The following is a 20,102-nucleotide window of genomic DNA, read 5'->3' as shown; positions in this document are numbered from 1 at the left end:
AAAACCATGGGGATACGCATCATCGAACGCCGCCAAACGCCAGCCGGATATGGACACTGGCATCCGCCCTTTTCCGGCCGCACACGATCAATGGGCTTAGCGGTTCTCATCGCTTTCGGCCTTGCCGCCTGCGATAGCGGCCCCCAGCAAACCCAACAGGATCAGCAAAACGTGCCTGAGCAGACATCACAAAACAGCCGGGATCAGGATCAGATCGCCGCCACCGATGATCCCTATCTGTGGCTGGAAACCGTTGAGGGTGATGACGCCCTAGAATGGGTGCGTGGCCAAAATGAAACATCGCTGGCGCGCCTCACCGATGATCCCCGCTATGAGCCGATCCGGGCGGCTGCCGAAAAGCTGCTCACCGCATCCGATCGCATCCCCTATGGCCGGATCGTTGGTAATGAAGTGCGCAATTTCTGGCAGGATGGTAACCATGTGCGGGGCATCTGGCGGCGCACCAGCCTTGAGAATTATCAAAGCAACAATCTCGAATGGGAAACCATTCTTGATCTGGATGCTTTGGCCAAAGCCGAAGATCAGAATTGGGTGTGGAAAGGGTCTGATTGCCTTGCCCCCGATTTTAATCGCTGCATGATCAATTTATCCCGTGGCGGTGCTGATGCCGTGGTGATGCGGGAATTCGATATCGAACGCGGGGTTTTTGTGGATGGTGGCTTTTTTCTGGAAGAAGAAAAGCAGAATATTGATTGGATCGATGCCAATCGGCTGCTGATCGCCAGCCCCCTTGATGGCGGCTCGAAAAATACATCGGGCTATGCCCGCACCATCCGCATCTGGGAACGCGGAACCGATCTGGCCGATGCCCCCACGATTTTCACCAGCGAAGAAACCGATGCTTTCACCTTTCCGTTGGTGATCCATCGCCCGGAAGGGGTTGAAACCTTCATCTCACGTGCCCCCGATTTTTTCCATCAAACCCTTTATCATGTGAATGCGGATGGCACGCTGAAAGCCCTGCCTTTGCCCGATGATGTGAATTTCCAAGGATTGTATAAGGGCCGGATTATCGCCCTTTTGCGCAGTGCATGGGATGCGGGCGGGCAAAGCGCGCCGGCGGGTGCGGCGGTGTCGCTGCCCCTTGATCAGCTTTTGGCCGATGATCTGAGCGGCCTTGAAATTCTGGCCGCCCCCACCGAAAGCCGGGCCATCGAAACGATCGCGATCAGCCGGGATGCGGTTTATATCTCGATGCTTGATCAGGTGCGCGGACGCCTGATCAAGGCACAGCATGATGATAATGGCTGGGTCCAAAGCCCGGTGGCCCTGCCCGAAACCGGCAGTTTGTCGGTGGTCTCGTCGGGCCATTTCAATCGCCAGCTCCTGATCAATTTTGAACGCTTTCTCGAACCCGATAGCCTGTTTCTGGTGGAAGGCACTGCGGCCAAAGTGATCAATGCGATGCCTGCCCGCTTTGATAGTGCTGATTATCAGGTGAACCAGCATTTCGCCATCAGCGACGATGGCACCGAAATTCCTTATTTCCTGATCGCCCATAAAAATGCCCCCATGGATGGCAGCAGCCCCACCATCCTTTATGGCTATGGCGGTTTTGAAATCTCGCTCACCCCGTCTTATCTGTCGCCTTTGGCGATTGAATGGCTCAAGCAGGGTGGGGCCTATGCCGTGGCCAATATTCGGGGTGGCGGTGAATTCGGCCCGCGCTGGCACAAGGCGGCCTTGAATGAAAACCGCCCCCGTGCCTATGAGGATTTTGCCGCCATTGCCCGCGATCTGGTGCAATCGGGCCTGACCAGCCCTGCCCATCTGGGTATTTTTGGGGGATCGAATGGTGGGCTGCTGACCGGGGCGACCATGGTGCGCAATCCCGAATTATTTGGCGCTGTGGTTTCGGCCGTGCCGCTTTTGGATATGCTGCGCTATCACACTCTTTTGGCCGGTGCGTCATGGATCGGTGAATATGGCGATCCCGATATCGCGGAAGAACGCGCCTGGATCGAGACCTATTCGCCTTATCAGAATGTGAAGGCCGAAGCCGATTATCCGCCGGTTTTCTTCACCACCTCCACCCGCGATGATCGGGTGCATCCCGGCCATGCCCGCAAAATGGCCGCCAAAATGATCGAACAGGGCCATAATGTGCTTTATTATGAAAATATCGAAGGGGGCCATGCCGGGGCCGCCAATTTAAAGCAGCGGGCCATGCGCGATGCCCTGATCCTTATCTGGTTTCTGCAGGAACTGAAAAAAGATGCCTGATCGGCTTTGAGGTCGCATCTCGTGCCGGATGGGGGCGCCGATCCAATGGATCAGGCGCCCTTATCTTTTGGCGCCAATGGTAAAGATCCGGCTTTTCCGGCGCGCAGGGTCGAAAGCCGTGCCAACCCAATGCCCAAAAGCACCATCAAGGCCCCGATCAATTCGCGTCCGCCCATGGATTCGGCAAATAAAAGCCAGGCGGCCAGGCTGGCCACCACCGGCTGCAATAAAAGGCTGAGGGCGGAAAAGGCGGCGGGCAGATGCGCCAGCGCATAAATGATCAGCCCTTGGCCCATGATCTGGCAGATCACCGCCAATCCCCATAAAATGAGCCAGCCTTGGGGGGTTTCGGGCCACAGAGTTTCCCCGCTGCCATAGGCCACCGGCAAAAGAGCAAGGGCGGTAACGATGGCGGTCCACAACAACACCTCCACAGCGCCGATATGCGCCCGCAGGCGGGATGCGGTCATGAAATAACCCGCATACATCAAGGCCGTGGCCACCCCCAGGCCATCGCCCAAAAGCCGTTCGGGGGAAAAGCGCAGGCTCGCCCCCATCAGGATGATCGCCCCCGCCATCGCCGCCACAAGGCCCAGCAAAAACAGGCCACTGAAGCGTTCCTTGAACAAAACAAAGCTGAACAGGGCGACAAAAACCGGGTTCAGATTGGCCAGCAAGGTGGCATTGGCAACGGATGTGAGGGTGATCGACCAATGCCATAGCCCCAGATCGGCAGCGAAAAACAGGCCACACAGGATCAAAAGCCCGCGATGGCGTGTCAAAAGCTTGTGGCCCTGTGCTTTCAAGTCGCCAATGGCGTCCACAGCAGGATCAAGAACCGCTGAAGGCAACGCTGAAGGGGGCTTTGAGGGGCGGCGGCGCATATGCCGCAAAGCCAGCCACAGCATCAAAAGCGGGATAGAAAGCGCAATCCGCCAAAAGGCGCTGGAAACCGGCCCCACATCCGAAAGACGGACGAAAATCGGCGCAAAACCAATCCCAACCGCCCCCAAAAGCAGGGCGGCAAAAGCGCGGGAGGCTGGCTTTGAAAGCGCTTTATCAATCATGCACAAGAACCTGTGGGATACCGGACATTCCAGGTGGCGGATCTTGTGATCACAAAAACGTGAATATGCGATGCACAGGCTCCTGCTGTCTCTTATGTTGAAGCGACATCAGCGTCAAATGAAAGGCTTGTTTCATGATCGATCTTTATACCGCCCCCACGCCCAATGGCTATAAGGTCTCTGTGACTTTGGAAGAAATGGGGATTGATTATCAGCTTCATGCCATTGATCTGATGAAGGCCGAACAAAAGGAAGATTGGTTTTTGAAGATCAATCCCAATGGCCGAATCCCTGCTATTGTTGATCGCGATAATGATGATTTCGCGGTTTTTGAATCCGGCGCGATCATGCTGTATCTGGCGGAAAAATCCGGCAAGCTTTTGCCGACCGACAGCAAAAAGCGATCTCAGGTCATTCAGTGGCTGATGTTTCAAATGGGGGGGCTTGGTCCGATGCAGGGGCAGGCGAATGTATTTACCCGCTATTTCCCCGAAAAAATCCCATCGGTGATTGCCCGCTATCAGAATGAAACCATGCGTTTATACAGTGTTTTGGATAAGGCTTTGGAAGGCCGCGATTATCTGGTGGATGATTATTCCATCGCCGATATCGCCAATTGGTGCTGGGTGCGCAGCCATGCCTGGTGCGGGCTGGAAATTGATAGCCTGCCGCATCTGAAAGCCTGGTCAGAGCGCATTGCCAGCCGTCCGGCGGCGGAAAAAGGGGTCATGGTGCCGCCACGCAATCTGGATGATGAAGCGGCAGTGAAGGCGGCGCAATCGATGCTCCAGCGTTGAGGCTATAAAAGTCGCCGATTTTGGGTCAATCATCTGGGCCTGATCCCCTTTTCCTTGCGGTGGCGTCCCGGCTTGGGTAGCTTGATCCACAAAGAATAGAAGCCAATGTCAAGGCCAGCCACCGGCCCCCCCCAAGGAGGAGAAAAAACCATGCGCCTCATACCCCTTATGCTGAGCGGGCTGCTTTTAGCCGCCACTCTTCCCGCCGTTGCTCAAGAACAACAGGCCATCGAAAAGGCGGTGATGGAAAATCCCTATCGCACCGATGAGCAAAAGGCTCGGGATCAGGATCGTCACCCCATTGAAACCCTTGTATTCTTCGGCATCACCCCCAGCATGACGGTGGCCGAGCCTTTACCCGGCTGGTATACGGAAATTCTGGGGGATCTGGTGCGGGACGAAGGCACCTATATCGCCCTTAATCTGCCGCCGCATCTTTATGATAATGCCGATCGCCGGGCGCGCACTCATGCCTGGCGCGATGGCTATATCGCTTCTAAGGGCAAATTATTTGGCGACAAGGCCTTTGCCCGTTTCATGCTGACCGAGGACAATTTCGCCGCCGATAACAGCGTGGATGCCATTCTGGCTTTTCGCAGCCTTCATGGCTGGGTTTATTCCGATGTGCTCGATAAAGCCCTAGCCGAATTTTATACGGTTTTGAAGCCGGGTGGTGTTTTGGGTGTAGTGCAGCATCGCGAGGATGAAGACAGCCCCAATACCCCTGCTGATCGGCGCGGTTATTTAAAGCAGAGCTTTGTGATCGAGGCCATCGAGGCGGCGGGCTTTGTATTGGAAGCGCAAAGCGAGATCAATGCCAATCCCAAAGATACCAAGGATTATGACATCGGGGTGTGGGGACTGCCGCCGGTTTTGCGCGTGAACAGCGATGAAGAACGCCGCCGCAATATGGCCATTGGCGAAACAGATCGCATGACCTTGAAATTCATCAAGCCGAAAAACTGAGGACAAAAGGCATGGCCGCCGCTTTTTGGAGGTCATGCCTTTTGCGCGTCCGGCGGGTGACGGCACTTCCCGTGACCCGCTTTCTGTATCAGGATACCCCCCGATGACGTCCCTCAAGAATCTGTCCCGATCCGATAGCCTGAATATGGCGGATATTGCCCGGCTTGCCGGGGTTTCGGAATCCACGGTCTCGCGGGCTTTGGCCGATAGCCCGCTGGTCAATGCCAAAACCAAGGATCGCATCCGCAAGATCGCCCGGCAAAATCATTATGTGGTGAATGAACAGGCGCGTAATTTTCGCTTGAAGCGCACCGGCACCATTGCCGTTGTCATCCCGATCGATGCCATTCAGCAACAGCCGATTTCCGATCCGTTTTTCATGGAATTGCTGGGGGCCATCGCCGATGCATTGAATGCCCGGGGTTTTGATCTGCTGCTCAGCCGCGCCGATGCCACCAATCCCAAATGGTCGGCCATGGCTTTGGATAATGGCCGCGCCGATGGCACCATCATCATCGGCCAATCCACCCAGCATCAAACCCTGAACAGGATGGCCGATAGCGGGGCGCCCATGGTGGTTTGGGGCGGGCGGCTTGTCGATCAGCGCTATACCACGGTGGGCTGCGATAATCTGGCGGGCGGCATGATGGCGACCAAACATCTCATTGATCAGGGCCGCCGCCATATTGCCTTCATGGGGCATCGCGATTGGCCCGAGGTGGATTTGCGCTATCAGGGTTATCTGGCGGCGCTTGAAGCCGCTGGCCTCGAAGCCGATCCCCAACTGGTGCTGGATAGCCGCTTCACCCGCGAAGATGCCCATCGGGTGATTGCCGATATGACCCGGTCCGGGCTGGCCCCGGATGGCATCGTTGCGGCCAGCGATGTGCTGGCGATGGCGGCGATCAAAACCCTGCAGGAACAGGGCATCCATGTGCCGCGCGATCTTTCGATCATCGGGTTTGACGATATCGCCCTTGCCACATGGTATAATCCGCCGATCACCACCATTCGCCAGCATATCGTGCAGGGGGGGCGTTTTCTGGTGGATCTGATGATGGCGAAAATCGCTGGCGAAGCCACCGCCCCGGTGATGCTGACCCCCGAACTGGTGGTGCGCGGTTCTTGCGGTGCCAAGCCCTGATCCTACCAGAAGCTGATCACGATCACCGCCGTGATGGCCAGCAGGCCCACTGAAAGAACGCGATAATTCTGCCACCATGGCAAGCTCGCCAGATCAGCGGATTCTTCATGCCATGTGGCCGGAGTCCACATCAAACCTTCGGTTTTCTCCAAAGCCGGAGCCGGGGTCAAAAGGCTGCCGATCACTAAAACGATGCTCGAGAGCACAAACAGGATCGGGGCCACATAAAGAAAGCCGATGGCCGGGGCATCGAGCACAACTTCATTGATGATGAAAAATGCAGCCCCCGCCAGCCCGCCGACGACCAGCGATGCAAAACCCCCCGAGGCATTTGCCCGTTTCCACAAAACCCCGAACACAAACATCGCCACAATCGGCGGCACGGTATAGGCCAGAACCGCTTGCAGATATTCAAAAATCGATTGAAAGCGGGCGATCTGGGGTGCCCATAAAACCGCCAATATCATGAAAATAAAGGTGGAAATCTGCCCGGCCCGCATCAATTGGTGGCTATTGAGATCGGGGCGAATGCGGCGCACGAAATCCATCACCACAAGGGTTGATGCGGAATTGAGCGTGCTGTCGATCTGGCTCATCAGGGCGGCCACGAACCCCGCCAGAACCAATCCCAGAATCCCGACCGGCAAAAGATCGACCAGCATGGTGGGATAAACCAGATTGGGATCCTCCAGATCGGGATAGAGCAGGATGGCAATGGTGCCGGGAATGACCATGATGAACAAAACCGGGAGCTTTAACAAACCGGCAAACAAGGCCCCCCAGCGGCCATGATGGATGTTTTTTGCTGCCAGCAGCCTTTGCACCATGAACTGATTGGTGCACCAGAAATAAAAGCCCAATAAAAACACCCCCGTAATCAGCCCCGGCCAGGGCACGCCGGGATCGCCGATCGGGCGGATAAGGCTGAGCTTTTCCGCGGGAACCGCCGCCAGCACCGCCGACCATCCCCCCACCTGATCAAGGGCGAAAATGGTGATCAAAACAGACCCGAAGACCAGCAACACCGCTTGGATGGCATCGGTGAGCATCACCGCCGCCAAACCCCCGGCAATGGTATAAATCCCCGCCGCCACAGCCAGAACCGTGACCGTGGTCCAGATATCGAGCTGGGGAAACATCATCTGCAATAAAAGCGCCCCGGCAAACAGCCCCCCCGCCGTATCGACGACGATATTCAAAAACAAAGTGAGCAACGAGAAATAGGTGCGCGCCCGGTTATCAAAGCGTTTTGAAAGAAATTCCGGCATCGTATAGACCTGCGAGCGCAAAATGGCCGGCAGGAAAAACACGGCAAAAACCACCAGAACGACCGCCGCCATCCATTCATAATTAAACACCGATATGCCGGTGGAATAAGCCGATCCGGCAAGGCCGACGAGGGTGGTGCTGGAAATATTCGAGGCAAACAGCGAAAGCCCGATCACCGGCCAGAGCATACCGCGACCCGCCAGAAAAAAATCACTGGCGGTTTCATGCTTACGTCCAAACCAGATCCCAAGGGAAATGGCGATCACGAAATATGCAACCAACAATCCGATATCGATCGGATGAAGTGAGATACCCAGTTCCATAACACTCCCCAAAGTGGCAATGGGCCAAAGCGGCAACAGGTCGACTTTCAAGCCTCTTACAAAACGCTACAGGCACTGCACCCTGACTTTCCAGTCATTCTTTTGCATTCTTCGCAAGATTTTTGCAGCGGGTGCAGATCGGGCACCGTCAGACAGGCCTTCACAAGACTGTGCTTGATTTTGCAATCGATTGTAATACACATATCAGAGATTTTATGTCATAAGCAAGCTGCAAACGCTTCTTTTATGGCTGAAAATCCCTTAAATGCCTTTTCTGGCGACAATGATCTTCGCTGATCCGTTGATCCAAAACCCTGAGACGAATGCAGGATAGATTTATGCAGGCTGATAGCACATCCCGTTCCGGCACTGGCCGCCCCACGGATCTGATCATTTTTGGCGGCACCGGCGATCTGGCCATGCGGATGCTTTTTCCCTCTCTTTATTTTTTAGAAGCCGATGGCTATCTTGCTGATGATGCAAGGATCATTGGCGCAGCGCGGGGCGATCTGAGCCGCGATGCCTTTTTGGATGAGGTGCATAAGCGCCTGAAAAGCCATATTCCCAAAAAATATTATGATGCCGATGTTTGGGATCGTTTTGCCCAAAAGGTCGATTATAAGTCGGTGGATGCCACCGATGGCAGCGGTTTTGAGGCTCTGGCCGCTGCCTTGCGCATCAGGGATGGCAGCGAAGCGGTCTTTTATTTCTCAACCGCGCCGCGCTTTTATGGCGATCTGTGCGCCCAATTAAAAGCACATGATCTGGCCGGGCCCCAAAGCCGGGTGGTTTTGGAAAAGCCCATCGGCCATGATCTGACATCGTGCAGGGCGGTGAATGATGCGGTGGGGGCGGTTTTCCCGGAAAGCCGGATTTATCGCATCGATCATTATCTGGGCAAGGAAACGGTGCAAAATCTGATTGCTTTGCGGTTTGCCAATTCCCTGCTCGAACCTTTGTGGAATGCCCAAGGCATTGAACAGGTGCAGATCACCGTTTCAGAAACCGTGGGGGTCGAGGGTCGCTGGTCTTATTATAACGACTCGGGCGCCCTGCGCGATATGCTGCAAAATCATCTGTTGCAGCTTTTGTGTCTGGTGGCGATGGAGCCGCCCACTTCCCTTGATGCCGATGCCGTGCGCGATGAAAAGCTGAAGGTTTTGCGGTCTTTGCGGCCGATCGGCAAGCATGAAAATGCGCTCAAAACCGTTTGCGGCCAATATACCGCAGGCGCTGTGGATGGCAAAGCCGTACCCGGCTATTTCGAGGAGGGCGAGGGCGAAAGCACCACCGAAACCTTTATATCTCTGCGCGCCGATATCGATAATTGGCGCTGGCGGGGGGTGCCTTTCTATCTGCGCACGGGCAAGCGGCTTCCTTATCGCTATAGCGAGATTTTCATTCAGTTCAAGGATGTGCCCCATTCCATCTTCCCTGAAGACAGCAATCTCACTTTACAATCCAATAAGCTGATCATTCGCTTGCAGCCCGAAGAAACGATCAAGCTTTTGATGATGAATAAAGTGCCCGGGCTCGGCCGCGATGGCATGAAATTGCAGGAAGTCTCCCTTGATCTGTCGATGTCGGATGAGGTTCGTTTGCGGCGGCGGCGGATCGCTTATGAACGGTTGTTGCTCGATGTTATGAATGCCAACAGCACCTTGTTCGTGCGCCGCGATGAAACCGAAGCGGCCTGGAAATGGGTGGATCAGATCGCCGAAGGCTGGCGGGAATTGGGGCAAAAGCCCAAGCCCTATGCCGCCGGAAGCTGGGGGCCATCGGCCTCTGTGGCGCTCACCGAACGCTATGGACATAGCTGGCATGATTGAACCCCTTTTCACGGCTTATGAAGATCGCGCCAGCATGGGCCAGGCTTTGGCGGGCCGGGTGGCGATGCGCATGGCCGAGGCGCTGGAAATCCATGATGCGGCGGGCCTGATCCTTTCGGGAGGCGGCACCCCCAAGCCGCTCTTTGCCGCCCTGAAGGATCAGAGGGTCGCGTGGGAGAAGATCACCCTCACCCTTGCCGATGATCGCTGGGTGCCCCCCGATCATGAAGCCAGCAATGAACGGCTGGTGCGGGCCGATCTTTTGCACAATGCAGCGCAAAATGCGCGCTTCATCAGCCTTGTGACCGATGACCCCCAAGCCAAAGACGGGGAAGCTTTGATCGAAGATCGCCTGCGGGCTTTTCCCTGGCCTGCGGCTTTAGTGCTCTTGGGGATGGGGAATGATGGGCACACGGCGTCGCTTTTCCCCGGCTCTGCCGCGCTTTCCGCAGCCCTTGATCCGGAAGGCACGGCCCGCGTTCGGGCCATCACCCCCGGAACGCTGCCCAAGGATGCGCCCTATGATCGCATGTCTTTAACCGTGTCGGCTTTATTGAGCAGCCACCTCATCCTTTTGATGATCAATGGGGATGATAAGCGTGCCACCTATGAGCGGGCACTGGCGGGTGATGATCGGGCTGCCATGCCCATCCGCGCCATTTTGCAACAAAACCGCGTGCCTGTTGAGGTGCATTGGGCGCCTTGAGGGCTTATAATGAGTGGCGACAAGGCAGCAGACCGCGACCGTGCGGCTGCCCCGGCTTTGGGGGGAGGCTCTTTTGACAGGTTTAATGCAGGTGATGCCGTTGAAACAGCTATGGATCTGGCAGAAATGGGCGGCCTCGCCTGTATGCTGGGGTTCGATCCTCTTGGCCTGTTTCATGGCATCTTTGGCTTTGGCGCAAAGCGCATCTGTGCCCGAAGCCGAGCCTAAAAGGGTGCTTGAGCCTTTACCGGAAGCCCAATGGCCGCTGGTGTTTCCGCCTTTGCAAATTACCATCACCCCGCGCCGCACTGTGCCGGAAAGTGAAGCGGCACAGGCTCCCGCCGATTGGGCTCTGGTGCCTTTGGCCAATGGCAAGAAGGGCGATCTGCTGGGCTTTTTGGGATTATCTTTGGATCATGAAACCGGCTGGACCGCCAAGAGCGCCTTTGCCGAGCATCTGACAATCACCGGGGATAAGGCTTATCAACCCGATATCCGGCAAAGCCTGGTGGAGCGCGCCGATCTGGCGGTGATGATGGGCGGCGGATTTCTGGGCATGAGTCTGGCGCAGATTTATGTGAATTTCGGCTTCGAGCCGGATGGCACGCGCCCCTTGCCCAAGGCTTATGGCATTTATTCGCCGGTGCAGCCGGAAATGTGCCTTGAAGGCGGTATTTCCTGCCGCGCTTCGATCGTAAAACAGTGATGAAGGAGAGAGATGGTGCATGATACATTACAAGAGGTAACGACCCGTATTCGCGAACGCAGCCTTGATCGCCGCACCGATTATCTCGAACGGATCGAAGCAGCGCGCCAGCAGGGCCCCAATCGCGGCACCTTATCATGCGGCAATCTGGCCCATGGCTTTGCCGCCGCAGAAGATGACAAGCCCGCCCTGAAGGCAGATAAAAGCCCCAATATCGCTATTGTCTCATCCTATAATGATATGCTCTCGGCGCATCAGCCCTATCAGCGCTTTCCCAATCTGATCAAGCTGGCAGCCCGCGAAGTGGGGGCAACGGCGCAATTTGCGGGCGGCGTGCCCGCCATGTGCGATGGTGTCACCCAAGGTCAGGATGGCATGGAACTCTCGCTGTTTTCGCGCGATATCATTGCCCAGGCCACGGCCATTGCCTTGTCGCATAATATGTTTGATAGCGTTTTGGCGCTGGGGATTTGCGACAAGATCGTGCCCGGCCTGATGATCGGAGCCCTGAGCTTTGGGCATCTCCCCACCATTTTCGTGCCGGGGGGGCCGATGCCTTCGGGCCTGCCCAATAATGAAAAATCGCGCATTCGCGGTCTTTATGCCGAGGGCAAAGCCACCCGCGACGATCTGCTGGAAGCCGAATCGCAATCCTATCACAGCCCCGGCACCTGCACCTTTTATGGCACCGCCAATTCCAATCAGATGATGATGGAAATGATGGGCGTGCATCTGCCCGGATCGGCCTTCATCCATCCCAATACCAAATTGCGCGATGCCCTCACCGCCCAAACAGCGCGGCGGGCGGCGGCGATCACCGCTTTGGGCAATGCCTATACGCCCTTGGGGCGGGTGATTGATGAACGGGCCATCGTCAATGCCATTGTGGGGCTGATGGCCACCGGCGGCTCCACCAATCACACTTTGCATCTGGTGGCGATTGCCCGGGCGGCGGGGATCGAGCTCAACTGGACCGATTTTGCCGATCTGTCTGCCGTGGTGCCCTTGCTCACCCGGATTTATCCCAATGGCTCGGCGGATGTGAATCATTTCCATGCTGCCGGGGGGATCGGCTTTTTGATTCGGGAACTGGTGGATGCCGGGCTTTTGCATGGCGATATCGAAACCATCCATGGGGTTCCGCTTTCTCAACATGCCTGTGAACCGATGCTGGATGGCGATAAGCTGGTGTTCAAACCGGCCCCCCTCAAAAGTGGCGACCCTGATGTGTTGCGCGGCGTGGATAATCCCTTCAGCGCCACTGGCGGGCTGGTTCTGGTGCAGGGCAATCTGGGGCGCAGTGTGATCAAGGTGTCGGCTGTGGCACCCGAACATCGCGCCGTGAAGGCCCCGGCCCGGGTGTTTCATCATCAAAATGAACTGGGCGAGGCCTTCAAACGCGGCGAATTGGAGCGCGATTTCGTAGCCGTGGTGCGCTATCAGGGGCCACGCGCCAATGGGATGCCGGAATTGCATAAAATGACCCCGGTTCTGGGGCTTTTGCAGGAGCGGGGCTATAAAGTGGCGCTGATCACTGATGGGCGCATGTCGGGGGCTTCGGGCAAGGTTCCGGCCGCCATTCATCTCACCCCCGAAGCGCTGGATGAAGGGCCCATCGCCCGGATCCGGGATGGCGATATCATCAATCTGGATGCCGAAGCCGGTCGCCTTGATGTGGAGATCAGCGAGGCCGAATTGCTGGCCCGCCCGATCACCCGGCCCGATCTTACGGGCAATCGATTTGGCATGGGCCGTGATCTTTTCGGCGCGGCACGTCATGCCGTCAACACCGCCGAAGAAGGCGCATCCTTCATCTTATCCTGATCGCGATCAATCTTTGCAAAGGCTTCAGCCCATGTCATCTGCACTTCACACCATCATGACCACTGCGCCGGTAATCCCGGTTCTTGCCATTGATAAGATCGAACAGGCGGTGCCTTTGGCGCAGGCCCTTGTTGCGGGCGGCCTGAGGGTTCTGGAAATCACCTTGCGGACCGAGGTGGCGCTTGCGGCTATCGAGCAGATGATCCGCTCTGTGCCCGAGGCCATCATCGGCGCGGGCACGATCCGCACGATTGATGATCTCGCCCGGGTGGAACAGGCAGGCGTGCGTTTTGCGGTCAGCCCCGGTCTCACCGCCGATCTCGCCAAAGCCGCCCGGCGATCCAGCGTGCCTTTGCTGCCGGGCATTGCCACGGCATCAGAGATCATGGCCGCCAATGATCATGGCTTTGATCATTTGAAATTCTTTCCCGCCGAATCATCGGGGGGCGTTCAGGCGGTGAAAAACTTCTTCGGCCCCTTCCCCGATGTGCGATTCTGTCCCACCGGCGGCATTGGTCTGGCGAAAGCCGCCGATTATTTGAACCTGCCCAATGTACTCTGTGTGGGGGGGAGCTGGATCGCCCCGAAAAGTGCAGTGCAGCATGAAAATTGGGCTGAAATCGAAAGGCTTTCCAGCGAAGCTTTTCGCACTGCAGCACAGCATCCCGAAGGCTGACATCTAAGCCACATCAAGGGTTTTTGGCGTATTTTGGTGCGTTAAAACTGCATTTCATTGTCGATATGTTATTGCAATCGATTGCAAGTTTATGCATGATCCGTGTAGAGAAGCACAGGCAAGCAGCGCATAAGAAGCCACCCTGCGCTTTAAGGATAACAGACCGGCCGGGCCAAACGGATGCCTTGCCCTTATCACCTTTGGGGAGATCAAATGATGCCAGGATATATCAAACAAGCCCTGATGCTGTCGGCGGCGGGCTTTGCCATGGCCGCTTTTCCGGCTTTTGGGCAAACTGAAAATAATGATGAAGCTGGAAGTGACGCACGCCCCCAAAGGGTGGGGATGCTCGAAGAAATCGTTGTCACGGCGGTGCCCATCAGTGGCACCAAAATGACGACTGCGGTGTCCACCAGTTCTTTGAGTGCCGAAGAGATCCGCAATTTCGCACCGCGATCGACTGCGGAAATTTTCCGCAATATTCCCGGCATCCGATCTGAAAGCTCGGGCGGGGGTGGCAACGCCAATATCGCCGTGCGCGGCCTGCCGATCTCCACGGGTGGTGCCAAATTCCTTTCTTTGCAAGAAGATGGTCTGCCGGTTTTGCAATTTGGCGACATTTCTTTTGGCAATGCCGATAATTTTCTGAAGGCTGATAGCACGATCCGGCAAATCCAGGCCATTCGGGGCGGTTCGGCCTCCACCTTTGCCCAGAATTCTCCGGGCGGCGTGATCAATATGATCAGCAAAACCGGGGAGGTTGAAGGCGGCTCGCTGGGGATCACCCGTGGCATCGGCTTTGATCGTACCCAGATCGATTTTGAATATGGCGGGCCTTTGGCCGACGATCTCAGCTTCCATGTAGGCGGTTTTTATCGGGTGGGTGAAGGCACCCGCGATACCGGCTTTAATGGCGATGATGGCGGGCAGATCAAGGCCAATATCACCAAAGATTTCGATAATGGCTATGTGCGCCTTTTTTTCAAGCATCTGAATGATCGGGAAACCACCTTCCTCCCCATGCCTTTGCTGGCAACCGGCACCAACAGCAGCCCGAATTTCCAATCGGTTGAAAATTTCAATATTAAATCCGATACCCCCCACACGCCTTTTCTTTTGACGGGCGCGGGGCTTGATGGGGAAAACAACCGCCGCACCTTTGATGTGACCGATGGTTTGCGTTCGCTCAGCACCGCTGTGGGGATCGAATTTGAATTCGATCTGATCGATGATTGGCGGATCAGCAATAAGGGCCGCTATGCTGATAATTCCGGCAGCTTTACCGCACCCTTTCCGGCAACGGTTGGAAGTGCATCCTCACTTGCCCAGCAATTTGGCGGCGCCGGGGCCAGTTTGGCCTTTGCCAATGGTCCCAATGGCGGGCAGGTCATCAGCAATCCTGCCGCCCTCAATGGCAATGGCCTTGCCATGCAGATTGCGCTCTTTGATGTGGATGTGAATAATTTCAACAATTTCGCCAATGATCTGCGGCTGCAGAAATCCTTTGATTTCAATGAGGCCGGCACTGTTGATCTGACCTTCGGCTATTATAAGGCCAATCAGAACATCAATATGGATTGGGTCTGGAATTCCTTCCTGATGGAAGTGAAAGGCGATAAAGCGGCCCTTCTCGATGTCTTCGATGCCAATGGCGTAGCCCAAACCATCAATGGTCAAACCAATTTCGGCGATCCCTTTGGCGGCTGCTGCACACGCGCGTTCAATACCGATTATGATACCGATTCGCCTTATGCCTCCGCATCCTGGGTGATCGACGATCTGACCCTTGATGCCAGCCTCCGCTGGACCTTTGGCGATGCCTCCGGCACCTTTGCGGGCACGGTCCAACGGCCCTTCGACATCACCAATGATGGTGAAATCACCGGGCCTGAGAACAATGTCTCGTTCGTGGATACGGCCAATCCCTCGCCGGTTGATTATACTTATGATTTTGCGTCCTACACCTTTGGCGCCAATTATCTTTTGAATGATGATCTGGCGGTTTTCGCCCGCTATAGCCGGGGCGGCAGCGCCAATGCCGATCGCCTGCTGTTTGGTCCGGCGATTGGCGCTGATGGCTCGCTTCTGGATCAGGATGCGGCGGTCGATATTGTCAAGCAAACCGAAGCCGGGGTGAAATTGCGCACGGGCGGGCTCAATCTTTTCGGAACCTTCTTTTATGCCAAAACCGAAGAGCAGAATTTCGAGGTCACCAGCCTCACCTTCATCGATCGCAAATATCGCGCTTATGGGGTGGAACTGGAAGGCGCCTACAGCTATGGGCCTTTCGATATCACCGCCGGTTTGACATGGACCGATGCCGATATCATCGAGGATAATCTCTCCCCCGAACTGGTTGGCAATACCCCGCGCAGGCAGGCGGATCTGATCTATCAGGTCACCCCATCCTACACTGATTATGGCTTTTCAATCGGCGCCAATATCATCGGCACCACCAGTTCATTTGCCCAATTCAACAATGAATTGAAGCTGCCGGGTTATGCGCAGGTGAATTTCTTTGCCAATTATGAAATCATGGATGGGCTGCTGATTTCCGCCAATATCAACAATCTGTTCGATACATTGGGGGTCACGGAAGCCGAAGAAGGATCGATCATCCCGAATGCAGAGAATATCATCCGGGCTCGGGCCATCAATGGCCGCACGGCTTCAGTGTCTTTGCGTTATAGCTTCTAGGATCAACATGCGTGTCAGCCGCAATCACTTGGGCTCCTTGAGATCTTGTGATTGCGGCTCTTATTCTTGTAAGAGGGCGTTCGCCCGAAAAGGCAACACGGATCGATCATGTCTTTTTCCCAATCCATAGTGCATCATCCCCTTCTCGATCAGCAGCCCGCAGGTGATCGGGATTTGTTTGCCATCCGGGCCGAACTCTTTACCTCAGATGCCGAAGAAGCCCTGTTTGCGCTTTACGGCCAGCAGCCCGATTATGATGATTGGCTTTCACGCTTTTACGACATCATCGCCGAAGGCTTTGCCGCCCGGCCCGATGATCTCAAAAAGCTGGATCAGCAAAGGGTGCATATCCCCGATTGGTTCCAAAAGCCCCATATGATGGGCTATTCCGCCTATGCTGATCGCTTTGGCGGCACTTTGGCCGGGGTGGCGGATCGCCTTGATTATCTGGCAGATATGGGGATCACCTATCTGCATCTGATGCCCATCACCAAGCCCTGTGCCGGGGAAAATGACGGGGGCTATGCAGTTGAGGATTATGAAATGATCGATCCCCGCCTTGGCACCATGGCCGATCTGGAAAGACTGGCTGCCGCCTGCCGGGATCGCGGCATCAGCCTTGTCAGCGATCTGGCGCTCAATCACACCGCCGACAGCCATGTCTGGGCGAAGGCGGCCAAGGCAGGCGATCCCCATTATCAGGCCTATTATCATTGCTTTCCCGATCGCCGCCTGCCTGATCTTTATGAGCAGAGCCTTGATGAGGTTTTTCCCATCAATGCGCCGGGGAATTTCACCCATATCCCGCAAATGGATCGCTGGGTGTGGACAACCTTTTATCCCTATCAATGGGATCTGAATTACAGCAACCCTGCGGTTTTTGCCGAAATGCTGCGCATCATGCTGCAGCTTGCCAATCGCGGGGTTGAGGTGCTGCGCCTTGATTCTGTGGCCTTCATGTGGAAAGCCATGGGCACGGATTGCCGCAATCAGCCGCAGGCGCATCAGCTTTTGCGGGCCTTTCGCGCTTTATTGCGGATCGCGGCTCCGGCGCTGGCGCTGAAGGCGGAAGCCATCGTTGCTCCCGAACATCTCACCGCCTATCTGGGGGAAGGGGCCCATGCCGGGAAGGAATGTCAGCTAGGTTATCACAATACCCTGATGGTTTTGCTGTGGTCGGCCTTGGCGGAAGGCCGGGCCGACCGGCTCACCCGGATGTTGCGCCGGATGCCATCGCCGCCCGCCAATACAAGCTGGATCACCTATGTGCGCTGCCATGATGATATTGGCTGGCCGGTGCTGGATGTGGAACGCGAAGGGGATGGCCCCAGTGATCATGTCCGCTTTTTATCCGCTTTTTATGCCGGTCAAAGCGCCAACAGCTTTGCCCGGGGGCAATCCTTTCAAACCGGCGAAGATCGCGCGGTGCATGGCACATCGGGGATGCTCGCGTCCCTCGCCGGGCTGGAATCGGCATGTGATGCGGGCAATGATCAGGCCATCACGCAGGCTATGGCCCGGATCAGCCTGCTGCACAGCATCATCTTTGCTTTTGGCGGCATTCCGCTGCTTTATATGGGCGATGAATTGGGGATGCTCAATGATCACGATTTCGAGGGTGATCCGCAAAAAGCCGCCGATACCCGCTGGCTGCATCGCCCGATCATGGATTGGGCCAAGGCCGAAGAACGCCATGAAAAGGGCAGCCTCACCCACAGGATCTATAGCACGATCCGCCATCTGATCGATTGCCGGGCGGATTTTCCCGCCCTTCATGGGGATACGCCTTCGCGGCCTTTGTCGGCAGTCAATCCCCATATTTTCGTGATGCGGCGTTCGGGCGCGCGGGGGCGGCTGCTTTTACTGGCCAATTTCAGCGCCAGCCCTCAGATCATCACCGCTGATGAGGTGATCGCCGCGCGCTTTCGCTTTCCCTTAAAAGATCGCTTGAGCCAAAGCCGGTTTGATGGACTCGACGATCTGGTGCTGGCCCCTTATGCTTGCCATTGGCTTGAGGAGACGAACGCATGACGGACAGCGCGCTTTATGGGGCGATCGAGGCCGGGGGCACCAAAATCATCTGCCTGATCGGCCAGGGCCCGGATGATATCCGCGCCCAGATTGAATTGCCCACGCGCAGGCCGGATGAAACCATCCCCGATATTCTCGCCTTTTTTGAAGGCTATCGATCCCAGCTTGGGCCTTTGGCACGGGTGGGGCTGGCAAGCTTTGGGCCGGTGGATATCAATCTCCATTCCCCCCAGTGGGGCCATGTGCTCAAAACCCCCAAGCCGGGTTGGACCGGCACCGATCTGGCCGGTGCGATCAAGGCCGGGCTGGGGGTGCCGGTGGTTTTCGATACCGATGTGAATGGCGCGGCTTTGGCGGAAGGGCGCTGGGGGGCGGCGCAGGGCCTTTCGGATTATGCCTATATCACTGTTGGCACCGGCATCGGTGGCGGTATCGTTTCGGGCGGGGCTTTGGTGCACGGGGTGATGCATGGTGAATTGGGCCATATCCCGGTTCCCCATGATCTGATGAGCGATCCTTATGAAGGCCATTGCCCCTTTCATGGCGATTGCCTTGAAGGAATGGCCTGTGGGCCGGCGATTGAAGCCCGCTGGGGCACGCCTGCACAGACTTTATCCGCCGATCATCCCGCCTGGGCGATGGAGGCGGGCTATTTGTCGGTGCTTACCACCAATCTGATCCTGATGCAGTCCACCCGACGGATTTTGCTGGGGGGTGGGGTGATGAAACGCGCCAGCCTGTTTGAAGCCCTGCGCGCTCAAACCAAAGCCCGGCTGAATGGTTATCTCACCAATCCGCCCCATGATGGCGATCTGGTGGATGTGATCATGCCCCCCGGCCTTGGGGAACGCGCCGGCCCCTTGGGGGCTTTGGCTTTGGCGCTCGATGCCGACCGCGCTGTGTGAAGAATAATTGAAAAAAACAGCCAATAGAAATTTTAAATATCTTACGGCCCTAAACGTTTCTTGATGTGCCCAACACCCAAGGATGCAATAATGCCTCCAATAGATAGGCTCTTAATCACTTCCAACTGAGAAGTTGAAAGCCAGTGCCATCTACATGAAAAGAGGGTATGATACGCCCATGTCAGGACCATCCCAATTATAATGATGGTGAAAACCCATAGTACCAGAATCGCAACGTATTCAAAATGATCACGAAATTTTTCGTTTCTGTGATGTTCATTTTCTGCAGCTCTTCTTTTGATTTCTTTCTCATCTAATCCTTGTGAGAGCGTTTCTGCTTCAAGCGCACCCGTATCATGCTCGGGAACGGTATCAGATGAATCATTTTCTTCCGCTATTGATTCCGGAATTTTTTTATAGGTTTCTGATTCATCCACGCTGATGAGTGTCCTTAATTTTTATTGGCTAACCGACTATAATGATCCTGAATGATATCATTGGATATCACCTTTCCAAATTCGCCCTCACGATATGTTAATGCCCATGGAGATCCGGGCTGATGGGTCAGGCGCGATAATGCCGGGCCAGATTTCTTTCCATAAATTTTAAAAACCTGCTCGATCAAATTTTTTTCTCTATCGCCCAAAGAGCCATCAACCTCGTCAGGAAGACGTTTCTTAACAGGATTACTGCGATATTTTTTAATCTTCGCATATAATTCGGGGATTACAGGCCCATACTGCCATGCTTGGATTTCTTCGTTTATTAACGGATTTCCATAAAGCCCAAGGTTCCAGCCATGCGCAATATATACAAGTTTTAGGACTTGCATTGGGGTAAGAGTTGCATCGGCCTCATCTGCTAAACTAAGGAGGTAATTTGTGACGGAAATCGAGCTTGCCATCTGAGCCTCCATTT

The 20,102-nt window shown here is 55.6% G+C and carries 16 protein-coding genes; 12 read left to right on the top strand and 4 right to left on the bottom strand.

The window, feature by feature from the left end:
• The first annotated feature begins 6 nt into the window (after nt 1–6).
• On the top strand, nt 7–2,244 hold the full coding sequence (locus tag QK300_RS04595; protein WP_281300569.1) for a prolyl oligopeptidase family serine peptidase: 2,238 nt from the start codon (nt 7–9) through the stop codon (nt 2,242–2,244).
• Nucleotides 2,245–2,294: 50 nt separating this feature from the next.
• On the opposite strand, the gene QK300_RS04590 is transcribed toward QK300_RS04595, so the two are convergent.
• Nucleotides 2,295–3,311 (bottom strand): DMT family transporter, encoded by a 1,017-nt coding sequence (locus tag QK300_RS04590; protein ID WP_281300570.1) that lies wholly within the window; start codon nt 3,309–3,311, stop codon nt 2,295–2,297.
• A gap of 134 nt (nt 3,312–3,445) precedes the next feature.
• Between QK300_RS04590 and QK300_RS04585 the strand changes: the two genes are divergently transcribed.
• The 3 genes from QK300_RS04585 to QK300_RS04575 all read left to right on the top strand — a co-directional run bounded on the left by QK300_RS04585 (nt 3,446) and on the right by QK300_RS04575 (nt 6,218).
• On the top strand, nt 3,446–4,108 hold the full coding sequence (locus QK300_RS04585) for a glutathione S-transferase N-terminal domain-containing protein (protein ID WP_042082652.1): 663 nt from the start codon (nt 3,446–3,448) through the stop codon (nt 4,106–4,108).
• A 150-nt stretch (nt 4,109–4,258) separates the two neighbouring features.
• Entirely contained in the window at nt 4,259–5,074 is an 816-nt protein-coding gene (locus tag QK300_RS04580) for a methyltransferase domain-containing protein (protein WP_281300571.1), read from the top strand.
• Nucleotides 5,075–5,177: 103 nt separating this feature from the next.
• The gene (locus QK300_RS04575; RefSeq protein ID WP_281300572.1) at nt 5,178–6,218 is read left to right on the top strand and encodes a LacI family DNA-binding transcriptional regulator; all 1,041 of its coding nucleotides are present in this window, start codon (nt 5,178–5,180) and stop codon (nt 6,216–6,218) included.
• Nucleotides 6,219–6,220: 2 nt separating this feature from the next.
• Here QK300_RS04575 and QK300_RS04570 read toward each other — a convergent pair whose 3' ends face one another.
• Nucleotides 6,221–7,810, bottom strand: a complete 1,590-nt coding sequence (locus tag QK300_RS04570; RefSeq protein ID WP_281300573.1) for a sodium:solute symporter — start codon at nt 7,808–7,810, stop codon at nt 6,221–6,223.
• Nucleotides 7,811–8,148: 338 nt separating this feature from the next.
• Here QK300_RS04570 and zwf point away from each other — a divergent pair, with 338 nt between their 5' ends.
• The 8 genes from zwf to QK300_RS04530 all read left to right on the top strand — a co-directional run bounded on the left by zwf (nt 8,149) and on the right by QK300_RS04530 (nt 19,184).
• Nucleotides 8,149–9,639 (top strand): glucose-6-phosphate dehydrogenase, encoded by a 1,491-nt coding sequence (gene zwf, locus QK300_RS04565; RefSeq protein WP_281300574.1) that lies wholly within the window; start codon nt 8,149–8,151, stop codon nt 9,637–9,639.
• Nucleotides 9,632–10,345 carry a 6-phosphogluconolactonase gene (gene pgl / locus QK300_RS04560; RefSeq protein ID WP_281300575.1) on the top strand — a complete coding sequence of 238 codons (714 nt, stop codon included), beginning with the start codon at nt 9,632–9,634 and terminating at the stop codon, nt 10,343–10,345. The genes zwf and pgl overlap by 8 nt, the downstream gene beginning before the upstream one ends.
• A gap of 175 nt (nt 10,346–10,520) precedes the next feature.
• Nucleotides 10,521–11,051 (top strand): hypothetical protein, encoded by a 531-nt coding sequence (locus QK300_RS04555; RefSeq protein ID WP_281300576.1) that lies wholly within the window; start codon nt 10,521–10,523, stop codon nt 11,049–11,051.
• A 12-nt stretch (nt 11,052–11,063) separates the two neighbouring features.
• On the top strand, nt 11,064–12,875 hold the full coding sequence (edd, locus tag QK300_RS04550) for a phosphogluconate dehydratase (RefSeq protein WP_281300577.1): 1,812 nt from the start codon (nt 11,064–11,066) through the stop codon (nt 12,873–12,875).
• 31 nt (nt 12,876–12,906) lie between these two features.
• Nucleotides 12,907–13,551: a bifunctional 4-hydroxy-2-oxoglutarate aldolase/2-dehydro-3-deoxy-phosphogluconate aldolase gene (locus QK300_RS04545; protein WP_281300578.1), complete on the top strand. Its 645-nt coding sequence runs from the start codon at nt 12,907–12,909 to the stop codon at nt 13,549–13,551.
• Between the two features lie 213 nt (nt 13,552–13,764).
• Entirely contained in the window at nt 13,765–16,248 is a 2,484-nt protein-coding gene (locus tag QK300_RS04540) for a TonB-dependent receptor (RefSeq protein ID WP_281300579.1), read from the top strand.
• Nucleotides 16,249–16,356: 108 nt separating this feature from the next.
• Nucleotides 16,357–18,279 (top strand): alpha-amylase family protein, encoded by a 1,923-nt coding sequence (locus QK300_RS04535; RefSeq protein ID WP_281300580.1) that lies wholly within the window; start codon nt 16,357–16,359, stop codon nt 18,277–18,279.
• Nucleotides 18,276–19,184 carry an ROK family protein gene (locus QK300_RS04530; RefSeq protein ID WP_281300581.1) on the top strand — a complete coding sequence of 303 codons (909 nt, stop codon included), beginning with the start codon at nt 18,276–18,278 and terminating at the stop codon, nt 19,182–19,184. The genes QK300_RS04535 and QK300_RS04530 overlap by 4 nt, the downstream gene beginning before the upstream one ends.
• Before the next feature lie 41 nt (nt 19,185–19,225).
• Here QK300_RS04530 and QK300_RS04525 read toward each other — a convergent pair whose 3' ends face one another.
• Both QK300_RS04525 and QK300_RS04520 read right to left on the bottom strand, forming a co-directional pair.
• The gene (locus QK300_RS04525; RefSeq protein WP_281300582.1) at nt 19,226–19,621 is read right to left on the bottom strand and encodes a hypothetical protein; all 396 of its coding nucleotides are present in this window, start codon (nt 19,619–19,621) and stop codon (nt 19,226–19,228) included.
• A 14-nt stretch (nt 19,622–19,635) separates the two neighbouring features.
• A complete protein-coding gene (locus QK300_RS04520) occupies nt 19,636–20,088 on the bottom strand; it encodes a type II toxin-antitoxin system antitoxin SocA domain-containing protein (RefSeq protein WP_281300583.1) in 453 nt (150 codons plus the stop codon).
• Between the last annotated feature and the right edge of the window lie 14 nt (nt 20,089–20,102).

Source organism: Iodidimonas sp. MBR-22 (assembly GCF_029946565.1).
Taxonomy (GTDB): domain Bacteria; phylum Pseudomonadota; class Alphaproteobacteria; order Sphingomonadales; family Rhodothalassiaceae; genus Iodidimonas; species Iodidimonas nitroreducens.
The sequence above is the reverse complement of the archived record's forward strand: the minus strand, read 5'-3'. Positions and strand labels throughout refer to the sequence as shown.